A 14,877-nucleotide genomic window follows, 5' to 3' on the forward strand; every position below is an offset into this window, starting at 1 on the left:
CGGCCTAAGGCGGCGTCATGCGCGATGCCGCCACCAGTTCCGATTGTCCGCGTAGCGATGTTTCCGCTGCGGTGGGACTTGTCGGCCTTGCGGGCCTGCTCGGCTGGATCGCGTTCTGCCGCGCGTTTCCTGATATCTCCGCCGCGCTCGACCTGCCGGGCCCGCGCGCCCGGCTGGACGGGCCCTATGCCGCGCTGCTGGGCCTCGTGGCGAGCGGCCTGCCCATGGTCGTGTGGTCGGTTTTCGTCGACAGGGTCCATCGCAATCCTTCGACCGGCCTGAGCTGGAGCGGGACGCAAGATCCCGGCGCAACACGCAGCGTTTCCTTCACCAAGCTGACGGGCCTTTGGGCGACATGGGCGGTGCTCGCCGCGCTTTATGCGATCGGGCGCTGGTACTGGGATGGGCAGTACCTGTTTGCCATGAAGGTGCTCGGCTTTGCGGCGGTGCCTGCACTCGTTCTCTCGATTCCCTACATCTTGTGGCTCGACCGGCGGATGGAAAATCCGCGCGATGCGACCTGGCATTTCGGCGCCTTTCTCCTCAACCGCGAGGCATGGGACAAGGACCGGGTCATCGCCCACTGGCGCGCGTGGATCATCAAGGGATTTTTCGGCGCCTTCATGATCTCGATCCTGCCCGGCGGTTTTGCCGAGGTCGTGAACGCCAACCCGGGCGAATTGGCTAGCCAGCCGGGTGCGCTGGCGGTTGCGATGATAAGCCTGCTTTTCGTGATCGACGTGCAGATCGGCACGGTCGGCTACGTCATGACGCTGCGTCCGCTCGACAGCCATATCCGCAGCGGGAACCCTTTTCTTGCAGGATGGGTTGCGGCGCTGCTGTGCTACCCGCCCTTCGTCTATGGTGTGATGAATGCTGGCGGCCTGCTGGCTTACGAAGCGAATGCGCCCGGCTGGCGCCACTGGATGGCCGATAGCCCGCTGCTGCTATCGGTATGGGGTGGCTGGCTGGTGATGCTGACCGGCGTGTATGCCTGGGCGACCGTCGCCTTCGGCCTGCGTTTCTCGAACCTCACCTATCGCGGGGTCATCACCCACGGGCCGTACCGCTTCACCCGGCACCCGGCCTATCTTTCGAAAAACCTGTTCTGGTGGAGCGCCTCTCTGCCCTTCCTCGTCACCGATGGCGGCCCGATGGAGGCTATCCGGAACGTGGTCGGCCTGTCACTCGTCTCGGCGATCTATTACTGGCGCGCCCGGACCGAGGAGGCGCACCTGCTGGGCGAGGATGCGAAGTACCGCGAATATCACGCATGGATGGCGCGGCAGGGCACGATCACCGCGCCGCTGGGCGCGCTGACGCGGGCTCTCGGCCGGGGCCGGAGCGAATCGCTGCAACCGGCGGAATAGCCCGCAGCTAGAAGCTGTACTTGTAGACCCGGCTGATATCGCCGCCCCATTCGCCATGATAGCGATCGAGCATGCGCTGCGCGGGCGACTTGCCGCTCTCGACAATCTCGTCGAGCGTCTGGAGAAAACCGGTCTCGTTGTCGCCGCCGGTATTGAGGAATCCGCGTGCGGTAAGGCCTGCGCGTGCGATATCCAGCACTTCCTTGCCCAGATCCTGCAGCGTGCGCCCGCCGGGAATGCGCGCCGCCAGCCCTTCCTTCGGCACGGCATTTCGCAGGGCTTCGCGCTCTTCCATCGACCAGTCCTTGACCACGTCCCACGCGGCATCGAGCGCGGTCTGGTCGTATAGCAGGCCGACCCAGAAGGCGGGCAGGGCGCAGATGCGGCTCCACGGGCCGCCATCCGCGCCGCGCATTTCGAGGAAGCTCTTGAGGCGCACTTCGGGGAAGGCGGTGCTCAGGTGATCCCACCAGTCGCTCTGCGTCGGTTTCTCTCCGGGAAGGATGCTTAGCTTCCCTTCCAGAAAATCGCGGAAGCTCAGGCCCGCCGCATCGAGGTATTTCCCGTCGCGGAAGACGAAGTACATCGGCACGTCGAGCATGTAGTCGACCCAGCGATCGTAGCCGAAGCCGTCTTCGAACACGAAGGGCAGCATGCCGGTGCGCTGCGGGTCCGTGTCGGACCAGATATGGCTGCGGTAGGAGAGGTATCCGTTGGGCTTGCCCTCGGTGAAGGGCGAATTGGCGAACAGCGCGGTTGCCAGCGGCTGCAGCGCGAGGCCGACGCGGAACTTCTTCACCATGTCGGCTTCGCTGCCATAATCCAGGTTCACCTGGATCGTGCAGGTGCGCAGCATCATGTCGAGGCCCAGCGTGCCCACCCGCGGCATGTGCCGCATCATGATCTCGTACCGGCCCTTGGGCATCACCGGCAGCTCTTCACGGGTCTTGTCGGGCCACATGCCGAGGCCGAGGAAACCGACTCCGCACCGCTCGCCGATCTCCTTCACCTGCGCGAGATGACGCCCCGCTTCGTTGCAGGTTTCGTGCAGCGTCCTGAGCGGCGCACCGGAGAGTTCGAGCTGGCCCGCGGGTTCAAGGCTGACCGTCCCGTCATCGCCTGCCATGGCGATGACCTTGCCACCCTCTTCGACCGGCTCCCATCCAAAATCCTTCAGGGACAGGAGGATATCGCGGATACCTCCCTCTTCGTCGTAGGAGGGCGCATGGAAGTCGTCGCGTTTGTAGACGAGTTTCTCATGCTCGGTGCCGATTTGCCAGTCGGACTTCGGCTTCTCGCCCTGCTGCATCGGCGCGACCAGCTGGTCGCGGCTTTCGATCACGGGATCGTCTTCGTTCGATGCGTTGCGCGTGCTCATGCAGGTGGCGTTAGGAAACCCATCCGCGTGAGGAAAGGGATTTTATCGATCCGTAGCCCAGTCGCCGGCTGCGGCCATCCAGACGGCGACCGCAGCCTGGGCCGCGGTTTCGCCGCGAAGGATGCGCGGGCCAAGAGTGATCGGGACGGCCTGGGGTAGCGCGCGAATCTTATCGCGCTCCGCATCGTCGAAGCCGCCTTCGGGGCCGGTCAGGATTGCCGCAGGGCCACCATGCGCAGCAAACTGGCTGGCAGCCGCGCTGCCTCCTTCCTCGTCGGCAAAGAACAGCGCGCGATCGGGTGGCCACGTGGCCAGCAATGCGTCCAGCCTCACAGGATCGGCCAGTTTCGGCAGCGCGGTGCGCGCGCATTGCTCAGCCGCTTCGGTCACGATGGTACGCGCCCTTTCCGGGTTCAGCTTGTCCGCCACACAGCGGCGTGTAACGACCGGATGAATGGCCGAGACGCCCAGTTCGGTCGCCTTTTCCAGCACCAGATCGAAGCGATCCTTCTTGAGCAGCGCCGGGCACAGCCACAGGTCGGGCACCTCCTCGCGCGGGCGCAGGCGCTCGGCAACCGTCACATCGACTCGCCGCTTGTCGACCTGGCCGACCCGGGCTGCCCATTCGCCGGTGATGTCGTCGCACAGGATCACGATGTCGCCTTCCGACACGCGCATGACCTTGCCCAGGTAGTGCGCCCGATTGCCGTCGAGAGCGAACGTGCGCCCTTCGCTCAACTCGTCGTCGAGGAACAGGCGCGGCGCGCTTTTCGGGGGCCAGGCAGGGGTGGCGGGCATGGCTGGGCAGGTGGCACGCGCCGCGCTAGGGAGCAAGTCCATGAGCAGCAGCGACTCCGCAGATACCATCGTTCCCGACAGCGAGCACCGCGGGCTGATAGCCAGGCTTCCGCAGCTTCCGCGTGATCTTGCCCAGCTGGCCCGGTTCGACCGGCCGATAGGCTGGTGGCTGCTGTTCTGGCCTTGCGTGTTCGGCGTGTGGCTGAGCGGCGCCGGTTGGCAGTGGGGCCTGCTCGCATGGCTGCTGGTGGGTGCCATCGCCATGCGCGGGGCGGGCTGCGTCTATAACGATATCACCGACGCCGAACTGGACAGGAAGGTGGCACGCACCGCCAGCCGACCGATTGCGAGCGGGCGCGTTTCCAAACGGGCCGCGTGGATATGGCTCGGTGCGCTCAGTCTGATCGGGCTGGTCGTGCTGCTGCAATTGCCGCTGCAGGCGCAGGTCGTCGCCTTGGCAAGCCTGCTGCTGGTCGCCGCCTATCCCTTCATGAAGCGGATTACCTGGTGGCCACAGGCCTGGCTGGGGCTGACCTTCAACTGGGGCGTACTGGTCGGCTGGGCTACGCTGGTGGGCGAGAACTGGGGCGTGGCCCTGGCGGTCTATCTCGGCTGTGCGCTGTGGACCGTCGGCTATGACACGATCTACGCGGTGCAAGACCGCGAGGACGATGCTCTGGTGGGAATTCGGTCGAGCGCGCTGCGAATGGGCGGCAAGGTGAAGCAGGGCGTGGCGCTATGCTATGGTGGCGCGATCTTCCTGTGGGGCCTTGGTTTCTGGCTGCTGCGAGAGGATTGGGTTTCCTGGATCACGCTGCTGCCCGTCGGCTGGCATCTTGCGTGGCAGGTGGTGACGCTTGACGAGAGCGATCCCGACAATCCGCTCGCGCGTTTCCGGTCGAACCGCTGGGCGGGCTTCCTGCTGGCGGCGGCGTGCTTCGTGGTGGGCAACGCCGGGGTTTAGCTCCTCCTCGCTGTTTACTTTTCGTTCCGCGCACCCGAAAAGGCCGCGATGGCCGCGCCGACGCCCGAACCGCCTGCCTTGCCCGCGCTCCATGCCAGCCATGCGGGGCTGTGGCTGGGCACGCCCGATGGCACCACGCAGGAGATCGGCAAAGGGCAGGCGATCAATGCCTGCGCCGATACGCCGGTGCTCATGCTCAATGCGCCGCTGGTGGCCGCGCGGCTGGGCTATCCGGATCTCTCCGGGCTCGATCTGCTCGAGCTTTATGCTTTTCTGCATCCCGCGCAGTTTTGCGTGCCCACACCGAAGGGTCTTGCTGCCGCGCTCGATATCGAGCCGCCGCAGGATGATGCCGCGACCCCCGCCTTCCTGCGCGACGCGCTGGCCGCGATGCTGGCCGTGTGCGGGCGTGACGACTGGGCGGAGCGGCATGGCGCATGGAGCACGCTGCAATCGCTCGCCCGCGCGCGCTGGCCCTGGGCACAGGTATTGGCGCCCTTTGTGGCCAAGCCGAACAAGGCGGAACGCTGGCTGTTTGCGACCCTGCCGGAATGGGAAGAAACGCCCGAGCGCCCGCAACCTGCGCAGGTCTCCATTGGTGAGGAAGAGGTGCAGGCGCAGCTTGCCCGGCTGACCGGCGAAGGCGCGGAAAAGCGCGAGGGGCAGCGGGCCTACGCCGCCGAAGTTGCGCGGATATTCGCGCCGCGAGAGAAAAGGGCCAAGCCGCAATTGCTGCTCGCGCAGGCGGGTACGGGGATCGGCAAAACGCTGGGCTATCTGTCGCCCGCCAGCGTCTGGGCAGAGCGTGCGCAGGGCACGCTCTGGGTCAGCACATATACCAAGAATCTCCAGCGCCAGTTGCGGCGCGAAAGCCGCCGTGCCTGGCCCGAAAAGCGCGCCGACGGCTCCGCACCGGTCGTGGTCCGCAAGGGGCGCGAGAACTACCTGTGCCTGCTCAACCTCGAGGACGCGATGCAGGGCGGTTTTGCGGGACGCGGGGCGGTGCTCGCCCATCTTGTATCCCGCTGGGCGCAGTACACGCGCGATGGCGACATGATCGGCGGCGATCTGCCCGGGTGGCTGGGTACGCTGTTCCCCCGGCGAGGGATCACCGCGCTGACCGACCAGCGCGGTGAATGCGTCTACGCCGGGTGCCCGCATTACCGGAAGTGTTTCATCGAACGGGCGGCGCGTACCTCCGCCCAGGCCGACCTCGTGATCGCTAACCACGCGCTGGTGATGATCAATGCTGCTCGCGGAAGGCACCACGGCCATCCGCCCACGCGGATGATCTTCGACGAGGGCCATCACGTGTTCGACGCTGCCGACAGCACCTTTGCGGCCGCGCTGACCGGGCAGGAGGCGATCGAACTGCGCCGCTGGATCATCGGGCCGGAGCGCAACACGCGCGGTCGCAGACGTGGGCTGGCCGCCCGGCTTGCCGACGTGTCCTCGTATGATGATGCTGGCGGGGAAGCGGTCGAGGCCGCGATCGAGGCAGCACAGGCGTTGCCTGCGGACGGCTGGCTTGGCCGGATCGGCGAGGGCGCCCCTTCGGGTCCGCTGGAAGAACTGCTGGCACAGGTTCGCGCCACGGTGTTCGCCCGCGACGAGAGCGGAGGCTCCGAAGCGGGATACGGGATCGAAACAGAGATCGCCGATCCGCCCGGCGCGCTGGTCGATGCGGCGCAGGACGCACAGGCTGCGCTGGCGGACCTGCGCAAACCGCTGCTCAGGCTTGGTCAGCGGCTCGAGGCGGTGATGGAGGATGCGCCCGACTGGCTCGACTCGCAGGGCCGGGCGCGGATCGAGGGGGCGCGCCATTCGCTGGCGTGGCGGGTGGATCTGATCGCGGCATGGGAAGCCCTGCTGGCCCGCATCGGCGGACCCGCAGACGCGGATTTCGTCGACTGGCTGGCCGTCGACCGGTTCGAATCGCGCGAATACGATATCGGCCTGCACCGGCGCTGGCTCGACCCCATGAAGCCCTTCGCGAAGGTCGTGCTCGAACCGTCTCACGGCGTAATGCTCACCAGCGCGACGCTGGCCGACCGCGATTCCGAAGGCGAGGTCGACTGGACCCGCGCCATCGCGGCCAGCGGTGCCGATCATATCGGGCTCGCACCCCATCTCACCAGCCAGCCAAGCCCGTTCGACTACGCGAGTAACGCCGAGGTGCTGATCGTCACCGACATCAAGCGCGGCGACATTGCCGGCCTGGCTGGCGCTTACGCCCGTCTGATCGAGGCTTCGGGTGGCGGCACGCTGGGCCTGTTCACCGCGATCAAGCGGCTGCGCGCGGTTCATGCGCGCATTGCAGATCGGCTCGCCCGGGCGCGCCTGCCCCTGTACGCCCAGCATGTGGACCCGATCGATACCGGCACGCTGACCGACATTTTCGGCGATGATCCGCGCGCCAGCCTGCTGGGCACGGATGCCCTGCGCGATGGGATCGACGTTCCGGGCGAGAGCTTGCGAAGCGTGGTGCTGGAAGCGGTCCCATGGCCGCGCCCCACGATCCTTCACCGCGCACGGCGCGCTGCCTTTGCGGAAGCGGGAGGCGGCGGTGGAGCCTACGACGACCGGATCATCCGCGCGCGACTGGCGCAGGCCTTCGGGCGGCTGATCCGTTCGCGTGAGGACAGCGGGCATTTCGTCGTCTTGTCCGCCGCATTCCCAAGCCGCCTGCTCAGCGCCTTCCCCAAAGGCACGCCGATCCACAGGGTCACGCTGGACGAAGCCGTTTCCCGCCTTGCCGCCGGGCCGCCGGCAGGGCAGGGACGCAACCTGTCCGCCGCGCTCGACGCGACAGCGGGTTGAGGATAAGCAGTCTGGCGGGAAAGGCGCAAAATCGATGAAACATCTCGGCCTGTTCCGCCATGCCAAGTCCGATTGGGGCGACCGCGACCAGCGCGATTTCGATCGCGGACTGAACGAGCGCGGGCGGCGCGGCGCGGCATTGATGGGGCGCCACATCCGCAGCCAGGAACCGAAGTGGGACATCGTGCTGGCGAGCCCGGCGGAACGCGTTCGCCTGACCCTCGATGCCGCGAAGCTGGGGGTGGAGACGCAGTTCGATCCGCGCCTCTACCTTGCGGGAACGGAAACGCACTTCGATCTGGTCAAGGAACTGGCGGGCGATGCCGATTGCGTGCTGATCGCGGCGCATAATCCGGGATTGCAGGACGTTTTGCTGGCGCTCGTCTCGCCGGACGAGGAGACGGCGGATTTCCGGGAGGCGATGGTCAAGTTTCCCACCGCGTCCTTCGCCGTCCTCCAGCTGCCGATCGACGACTGGGCTGAACTCGGCCAGAGCAATGGCAAGCTGATCCACTTCAAGCGCCCGCGCGACCTCGACGAAACTCTGGGCCCGGCGGACTAGCTACGGCTTCGCGCTTGCAACATCGCGCGCAACACAGCACATGCGCGTGCCATGAGCATGCAAGATCTGATCGCCGCCGCCCGCACCTCCAAGGCCTGGCCGTTCCAGGAGGCGCAGAAGCTGCTCAAGCGCTATCCCGATGGCGCGAAACCCGACGGTTCGCCGATCCTTTTCGAAACAGGTTATGGCCCCTCAGGCCTGCCGCATATCGGCACGTTTCAGGAAGTGCTGCGCACCACGCTGGTACGCCGCGCGTTCGAGGCGCTGATCGGCGCGCGGCCCGAGGACGGCAAGACGCGGCTGGTGGCGTTTTCCGACGACATGGACGGGCTGCGCAAGGTGCCGGACAACGTGCCCAATGCAGACCTGCTCCAGGCGAACCTGCACAAGCCCCTGAGCCGCATCCCCAATCCGTTCGCCAGCGATCATCCCAGCTTTGCGCATCACAACAACGCCAAGCTGCGCGAATTCCTGGACCGTTTCGGGTTCCAGTACGAATTCGTCGCTGCGCATGACCGGTACAATTCGGGCGCCTTCGACGATGCGCTGAAGGGCGTGCTCGCCAATAATCAGGCGATTCTCGACATCATGCTGCCCACGCTGCGGGAGGAGCGCCGCAAGACCTATTCGCCCATCATGCCGATCAGTCCCGTCACGGGCCGGGTGTTGCAGGTGCCGGTCGAGGTGGTCGATGCCTCCGCGGGCACGATCCGCTTCACCGACGAGGACGGAACCGTGGTCGAGCAATCGGCGCTGGGCGGCATGGCCAAGCTGCAGTGGAAGGTCGATTTCGCGATGCGCTGGGTGGCGCAGGGCGTCGATTACGAAATGTACGGCAAGGACCTGACCGATACCGGCGTGCAATCCGGCAAGATTGCCAAGGTGCTGGGCGGCAGGAAGCCCGAGGGGCTGATCTACGAGCTGTTCCTGGATGAAAAGGGCGAGAAGATCAGCAAGTCCAAGGGCAACGGCCTGACGATCGACGAATGGCTGACCTATGGCAGCGAGGAATCGCTGGGCTTCTACATCTTCCCCAATCCCAAGAGCGCCAAGCAGCTGCATGTCGGCGTGATACCGCGCGCGGTGGACGATTACTGGCAGTTCCGGGAGCGTCTGCCCGACCAGCCGCTCGACAAGCAGCTCGGCAATCCGGTGTGGCACCTGCTGCGCGCCAATGGCGGATACACGGCAGAGGAAGCACCCGGCGCCGGCGACAGCCTGCCGGTCACCTATGGCCTTCTGCTCAACCTCGTCGGGGTCATGGGTGCGACCGCCACGCGCGATCAGGTCTGGTCCTATCTCGGCAACTACATCGACGATCCCGATCCCGCGAAGCATCCCGAACTCGATGCGCTGGTCGGCACTGCGCTCGCCTACAACCGCGATTTCATTGCCCCGACGCTCCAGCGCCGGGCGCCGACGCCGAACGAGGCTTCGGCGCTCGCCGCGCTCGACGGAGAATTGTCGCAGGTGGCCGCGGACATGAGCGCGGAGGATCTGCAGACGATCGTGTACGAAATCGGCAAGCGCGAGGAATTCGGCTTCGAGAGCCTGCGCGACTGGTTCCGGGCCTTGTACGAGACGCTGCTGGGGTCCGAACAGGGGCCACGCATGGGCAGCTTCATCGCGCTTTACGGCATCGCCAACACACGCACGCTGATTGCAGAGGCGCTGGCAAAGGCGAACGCGGCAGGCTGAAGCTCAGCCTGCGGCACTTGCCGTCGAACTCAGCCCCACTGGCGGGTGCGATACCACCGCGTAATCACGTATTTCGCGCCTTCCTCCACCGGCGTACCGGCGTGCAGCGTGCACTCGTTGGGCGTGCCATCGGGCTTGGCGTTGTTCCAGGTCAGCAGGACGCCCGCCTTGGGCTCGATCCGCAGGCCCAGTTCGGGGAATGAGGTCGCGCCCCCAGCCTTCACGTTGTTGAGGAACAGCATCGCGGTCCAGCTGCGCTGGCCGCCATTCTTGCGCTCCATCTTCCAGTACTCTTCTTCCGGGTAGAAGTAGTCGTGATGGTCCTTGAACTGCTGGCCCGGCAGGTAGCGTTGGCCCTGCATCGTCTCGCCGATCTTGCCGGGCAGGCCCAGCGCGTCGTCCATCCGGCGGCTGATCATCTTCACCATCGGATCCTGCGAATCGAAGTTGCCCGAATAGGACGTGCGAAAGCCGTCCTTGTAGGTGCCTTCGTACAGCGTGCTGGGGCGGGCGACCATGTCGATCATCCCTGCCAGCTTGCGGCATTCGTTGGAGGTCAGGAATTCGCCGATGGCATAGATTTCCGCCTTCTCGGTCGGGATCTTGTAGGCCTTGGGATCGGCTTCAAGCCGGTTCCTGACCAGCTTGCCGACGCGCTCCAGCGCGTTCTTGTCGGGGGGTCTGCTACTCACGCTCGCCATGCGAAAGCCCCTAGCAGCGCCCGCCGCGCCGTTCCAGTCCGTTAGCGTCTGCGGGTTGCACGGGAAAAGCCCCGCCGACCGGAAGTCGACGGGGCCATTCTTCGCGGTCAAGCCGCAGCTTACCAGAAGAAGTCGTAGATCACATCGACCACTTCGCCGCTGTAGGTGTTCACCAGCAACACGTCGTCGTAATAGCGGACCCACTTGTAGGGGCCGTAGACCTGCGGCAGGCGATAGCTCCACGGATCGTTGATCCAGTAGCGGTTGCCGAAGAACAGGCTGCCCAGCGTGAAGCCGATGCTCAGCCGGCGATAGCTGTAGTTCCGGTAAGGCGCATAGTACCGGCCGAGATTGTAGTGACGGCGGTTCTGCGCCCGGTAATGGCGCCAGTTATAGCGGTTGTTGTTCCGCCAGCTGCGGTTCCACCGGCGATAATCGCGGCGCGCCTCGCGCCTTTGATCCCGGCGATACTCGCGACGCGCTTCGCGGCGCTGGTCGCGACGATATTCGCGGCGGGCCTCACGACGCTGATCCCTGCGGTACTCGCGGCGAGCCTCGCGTCGCGCTTCGCGGCGCTGATCGCGGCGGTAGTCGCGCCGCGCCTCCCTGCGGTCCTGCCGGGTCTCGCGGCGCTGGTCGCGGCGGTAGTCACGGCGCGCTTCGCGGCGATCCTGACGAGCTTCGCGGCGTTCGGAACGGCTCTGCTGGGCGCGGTAGTTTTCACGAGCCTGGCGGCGGGCTTCCCAAGTGCGCTCGTAAGCGTTGGACGGCTGCGAAGCGCGACGCTGCTGTTGCCTGGCCTGTTGCCGCTGCTGCTGGCGTGTCTCGCGCCTCTGTTGCTGGCGCGCTTCCCGTCGCTGCTGACGGCTTTCCCGGCGCAATTCGCGGCGATTGCCGCGATTCTCGCTGCGCTCAGCGGGTTGCTGCATGGCGCCGGCGTCGGCCATGCCGAGGAAGGTGGTCACCTTGGCGGGCTGGGGCTGGGTGACGGCGGCGCTGGCGGGCAGGCCGGTGGCGGACAAGGCCAGCCCTATCGCGCTAAGCCCGCCGTAGCGGAAAAGGTCTGAAAGATCGTACATGAGTTTCTGCGGCTCCCTTGGTTGCAATGGACCAATGCGCCGCGCCCACCATGCGGCCCCGTTGTCCCGAGGTGATACATGCACGATACGCACTGACACGTTTCTGAACATTTCGTAAGGGTTTTTGTTAATCTTTCCGCCCAAATTGATGAATGATAGGCGCTGTGTCACGGATTGACACGCGCGCGTTTACAGGGCGTGGGAGCGTTCATGTTCGAAACCCTCGATGATGTCCGCAAGGATGCGCAGACGCGTCTTGCCGGCGCGATGGAGGATCGCCGGTCCCCCATGCATACACCGGTGGTGGCAACGGCCGATGCCGATGCACGGGTCATGGTGCTGCGCCATTTCGCCCCCTGGAGCCTGCGCTTCCATACGGACACGCGCGCGCCCAAGGTGGCGGTGATTGCACGCAATCCGCAGATCGGCGTGCTGTTCTACAACAAGGCCGAGAAGGTGCAGATTCGCGTGCGCGGCCAGGCGCGGGTCGAAAGCGAGGGCGCGGTGGCGCAGGCGGCGTGGGAGGCGAGCGACAACTTCGCGCGTCGCTGTTACCTGGGCGATGGGCCGGGTACTCTCGCCGCCGGACCGGCCTCCGGCCTGCCCGAGGCTTTCGAAGGCGTGGAGCCCAGCGACGCGGAACTGGCACCGGCGCGCGCCAACTTTGCAGTGCTGCTGGTCCAGATCCATCAGCTCGACTGGTTCCACCTGGCGCATGACGGCCACCGGCGCGCCGTGTTCGATCTTGCCACCGGCGCCGCGCAATGGTTGACGCCCTAGACCGCGTGTTCCGCTTGCCATAGGGGGAGGGCTATGAAGCGCCCCCGCCTGCCTGCCAGAGATCTGTTGCCTGGCATGGGCGAGGAACTGATCAGCCCCAGCGACTGGAGCCGCCGCGCCGCGACCTTGCTGGGTGCGCTGCTGATCGGGCTGGTCGCGATCGGCTTCGCGGTTGCGGGCGATCACGCGACCACCCTGTTCGACCGCGTGACGCGCGCGCATCCCTGGGTGCATCTGGTTTCGGCGCCTCTGATCTTCGTCGCCATCGTGGCCATTACCAGCCGGGTGGCACCCGACGCACGCGGATCGGGCATCCCGCAGGTCATCGCGGCCAGCCGCAGGCCCGGCGACGTGGCGCTGAGGGGACTGGTGTCGATCCGGACTGCGCTGTTCAAGGCGGCGTTGACGGTGGCGGCCCTGTTCGGCGGCGGCTCGGTCGGGCGCGAAGGGCCGACGGTGCAGCTGGGTGCAGCCATCATGGTCCAGGTGCACCGCCTGTTCCGCGTCAACGTGACCGCAGGTGTGTACATTGCGGGCGGCGCTGCGGGCGTGGCGGCGGCGTTCAACACTCCGCTTGCCGGGATCGCCTTTGCTATCGAGGAACTGGCGGTCGCCTACGAACAGCGGGTGGCGGTGATGGTGATGGGCGCGGTGATGATCGCCGGGCTGACCGCCCAGGGCATTGCGGGCGACTACGTCTATTTCGGGCAGCTCAGCGGCAGCCTGCCCATCGTGACCGTGCTGGTGGCCGCGCCGATCGCCGGGCTCGCGGGCGGCGCGGCGGGCGGCCTTTTCGCGCGCATGGTGCTGGCATTGCGCGGGCCGGGCGGGCGCTTCGCGGCGCGGCTCAAGTCCCGGCCGCTGGTCACCGCGCTGGTGTGCGGGATCGCGGTCGGACTGCTCGGCTTCGTTACCTCCGGCGCGACCTCGGGCACCGGGTACGAGGCGACGCGCGACCTGCTGTCGGGCGGGGCGAGCGAATACTGGTTCGGCCCCGCCAAGTTCCTCGGCGCGCTGGCGACGACCGCCAGCGGCATTCCCGGCGGGATCTTCGCCCCCTCGTTGGCGGTGGGCGCGGGCTTCGGAGAGCTGCTGACCCCGCTCTTCCCGCCGGAACAGGCCGGACTGATCATCCTGATCGGCATGGGCGGGTACTTCACGGGCGTGGTCCGTGCGCCGCTGACCGCCGTCATCATTCTGAGCGAGGCGACCAGTTCCACCCACGCGATCCTGCCCTTGTTCGCCACCGCACTGATCGGCGACTGGGCGGGCTCCATCGTCTGCAAGGATCGGCTCTACCACGCCTTGTCGCGGGACTTCCTGCCCGCGAGCCGCGACGGTGCAGAGGGCGACGCTCGGGATGACCGCTAGCTAGACGTTCTCTCCCGGCGTGATGTGCGACACGATCGAGCGGATCGTCATGAACACGATGGTCACGCTGGCCGCGGCGAGGGCCACCATCACCACGGTCAGTGCAAACAGCGCGGTGTAGAGGTAGTTGTACCAGCCGCTCGGCAGATTCTCGAACTCGCCGATCGGCAGGGTAAAGGCCAGCAGCACCAGGAAGCTGAGCATCAGCGTGGCGGTCGAGATCACGGCGATGCGCGTCACCTGCTTGTAGGTCTTGCGGTCGAAGTCGGTCTCGATGCGCCGGATCATCCCGATCAGCGTCAGCATCAGCGCGAGCGTGGTGGCCGACGCGGTGGCTATGGCCGAGCCGAGGTAGAGCCCGGCGCGGCTCAGGGCTTCCAGCAGGTCGCGCGCCTCCGCAGCGCCGTAGACCGTGCCGATCGCCTCGCGCGCGCCGAGGCCGATCAGGCAGAAGACGGAGAAGGAGAGGGCGGGCCAGAGAAGGGTGTGTTTGTACTGCATGGCCCCGCAGCGCATGGGGCGGCGGGAAGCTCCGAAACCGACAATTGTGGGTCCGCAAATCGGCAGGCCTGACACACCTGACACAGTGTCCAGGGGGTGAAAAACCGCTTCATCTCGACGCGCAATTCGCGCGTGCGACCCGGCAGGAACCACGTTGGGAAAGAGCGGCTATCGTCCTAGCTTCCCGGCGCAATGTAGGAAAGTCACCGGCATTTGGCTGGCCCGGGGCAGGATGCCGTAGGGGAACCTAACGTGCGCATGGTCATACTATTATTACAAGCACCGATGTTCCACGAGCAACCGAGGGACTTTCGCCATGACCACTCGCATCTGTCTTATTGCCGGTATTTCGATCTTTTCGCTGACGGTTCTTACGCTCGTCGCCCGTTCTCAGGCCGAGGCGGAAGCCGCGAGCGCCGAAAGCCTTGCCGCGCAGTTCGACGAGATGGGGCCGGTGGCGAAATGACCCGCCGACCGCGCGATATACTCAAGCGCGGGGGGCACCGATGCAGCTCCATACGCGCCCCCATGATCCCTTTGCCCGGGGTGCTCGCGGAGCGATGGGGCAGGGGAAGCTAGCGACGTTCGAAGCTCTGAAAGGCCTGGGGCGCGGCATCGTGCTGCTCGATCCGGTCGACACGGGCGCGTGGCGGGCCATCGTGCATAGCCTCGATCATCCGCGCCACCTTGCCTTCGTCACCCTCCAGATGCGCTTCCACAGTGCCATCGGCCAGGTTGCGGACCCAGCCTGCAAGGCCGAGCGATCGCGCGGTCTCCACCGTCCAGTCGCGGTAGAATACGCCCTGGACCTTGCCGTGCAGGATGAGGTGACGTGCAAGCATCCTGCAAGTCTAG

Annotated in this window: 14 protein-coding genes; 8 read left to right on the forward strand and 6 right to left on the reverse strand. The window is 66.2% G+C overall.

From position 1 onward, the window contains the following. Positions 1–17 precede the first annotated feature (17 nt). The gene (locus ADAD_RS0112480) at positions 18–1,370 is read left to right on the forward strand and encodes a methyltransferase family protein (protein WP_010414291.1); all 1,353 of its coding nucleotides are present in this window, start codon (positions 18–20) and stop codon (positions 1,368–1,370) included. A gap of 7 nt (positions 1,371–1,377) precedes the next feature. Here ADAD_RS0112480 and ADAD_RS0112485 read toward each other — a convergent pair whose 3' ends face one another. Beyond that, positions 1,378–2,748, reverse strand: coding sequence for a glutamate--cysteine ligase (locus ADAD_RS0112485; protein ID WP_010414293.1), 1,371 nt, complete (start codon positions 2,746–2,748; stop codon positions 1,378–1,380). Between the two features lie 42 nt (positions 2,749–2,790). Continuing rightward, complete coding sequence (locus ADAD_RS0112490; RefSeq protein ID WP_010414296.1) at positions 2,791–3,546, reverse strand: 16S rRNA (uracil(1498)-N(3))-methyltransferase; 756 nt, start codon at positions 3,544–3,546, stop codon at positions 2,791–2,793. A 40-nt stretch (positions 3,547–3,586) separates the two neighbouring features. Here ADAD_RS0112490 and ubiA point away from each other — a divergent pair, with 40 nt between their 5' ends. Genes ubiA through ADAD_RS0112510 form a run of 4 tightly spaced genes read left to right on the forward strand, consistent with a single transcriptional unit; the run spans position 3,587 to position 9,590 of the window. After that, positions 3,587–4,510, forward strand: a complete 924-nt coding sequence (gene ubiA, locus ADAD_RS0112495) for a 4-hydroxybenzoate octaprenyltransferase (protein ID WP_010414298.1) — start codon at positions 3,587–3,589, stop codon at positions 4,508–4,510. 48 nt (positions 4,511–4,558) lie between these two features. Next, positions 4,559–7,330 carry an ATP-dependent DNA helicase gene (locus tag ADAD_RS0112500; RefSeq protein ID WP_010414300.1) on the forward strand — a complete coding sequence of 924 codons (2,772 nt, stop codon included), beginning with the start codon at positions 4,559–4,561 and terminating at the stop codon, positions 7,328–7,330. A 34-nt stretch (positions 7,331–7,364) separates the two neighbouring features. Next, a complete protein-coding gene (locus ADAD_RS0112505; RefSeq protein ID WP_010414303.1) occupies positions 7,365–7,892 on the forward strand; it encodes a SixA phosphatase family protein in 528 nt (175 codons plus the stop codon). Between the two features lie 51 nt (positions 7,893–7,943). Beyond that, complete coding sequence (locus ADAD_RS0112510) at positions 7,944–9,590, forward strand: lysine--tRNA ligase (RefSeq protein ID WP_010414305.1); 1,647 nt, start codon at positions 7,944–7,946, stop codon at positions 9,588–9,590. Positions 9,591–9,619: 29 nt separating this feature from the next. Here the strand turns inward: ADAD_RS0112510 and ADAD_RS0112515 are convergent, their stop codons facing one another. Both ADAD_RS0112515 and ADAD_RS0112520 read right to left on the reverse strand, forming a co-directional pair. Continuing rightward, a complete protein-coding gene (locus ADAD_RS0112515; RefSeq protein ID WP_010414307.1) occupies positions 9,620–10,291 on the reverse strand; it encodes a prolyl hydroxylase family protein in 672 nt (223 codons plus the stop codon). Positions 10,292–10,410: 119 nt separating this feature from the next. Beyond that, entirely contained in the window at positions 10,411–11,370 is a 960-nt protein-coding gene (locus ADAD_RS0112520) for an RcnB family protein (RefSeq protein WP_010414310.1), read from the reverse strand. Positions 11,371–11,580: 210 nt separating this feature from the next. Here ADAD_RS0112520 and ADAD_RS0112525 point away from each other — a divergent pair, with 210 nt between their 5' ends. Both ADAD_RS0112525 and ADAD_RS0112530 read left to right on the forward strand, forming a co-directional pair. Further along, a complete protein-coding gene (locus ADAD_RS0112525; RefSeq protein ID WP_010414311.1) occupies positions 11,581–12,150 on the forward strand; it encodes a pyridoxamine 5'-phosphate oxidase family protein in 570 nt (189 codons plus the stop codon). A 33-nt stretch (positions 12,151–12,183) separates the two neighbouring features. After that, positions 12,184–13,521 carry a chloride channel protein gene (locus ADAD_RS0112530; protein WP_010414313.1) on the forward strand — a complete coding sequence of 446 codons (1,338 nt, stop codon included), beginning with the start codon at positions 12,184–12,186 and terminating at the stop codon, positions 13,519–13,521. Here ADAD_RS0112530 and ADAD_RS0112535 read toward each other — a convergent pair whose 3' ends face one another. Then, on the reverse strand, positions 13,522–14,022 hold the full coding sequence (locus ADAD_RS0112535; protein ID WP_029140117.1) for a hypothetical protein: 501 nt from the start codon (positions 14,020–14,022) through the stop codon (positions 13,522–13,524). It lies immediately after the preceding gene. A gap of 316 nt (positions 14,023–14,338) precedes the next feature. Here ADAD_RS0112535 and ADAD_RS17025 point away from each other — a divergent pair, with 316 nt between their 5' ends. Then, positions 14,339–14,488 carry a hypothetical protein gene (locus ADAD_RS17025; protein ID WP_010414317.1) on the forward strand — a complete coding sequence of 50 codons (150 nt, stop codon included), beginning with the start codon at positions 14,339–14,341 and terminating at the stop codon, positions 14,486–14,488. A 109-nt stretch (positions 14,489–14,597) separates the two neighbouring features. On the opposite strand, the gene ADAD_RS0112545 is transcribed toward ADAD_RS17025, so the two are convergent. Then, positions 14,598–14,864: an acylphosphatase gene (locus tag ADAD_RS0112545; protein WP_010414319.1), complete on the reverse strand. Its 267-nt coding sequence runs from the start codon at positions 14,862–14,864 to the stop codon at positions 14,598–14,600. Positions 14,865–14,877 lie beyond the last annotated feature (13 nt).

The sequence above is a fragment of the Citromicrobium sp. JLT1363 genome, from assembly GCF_000186705.1.
Taxonomy (GTDB): domain Bacteria; phylum Pseudomonadota; class Alphaproteobacteria; order Sphingomonadales; family Sphingomonadaceae; genus Alteriqipengyuania.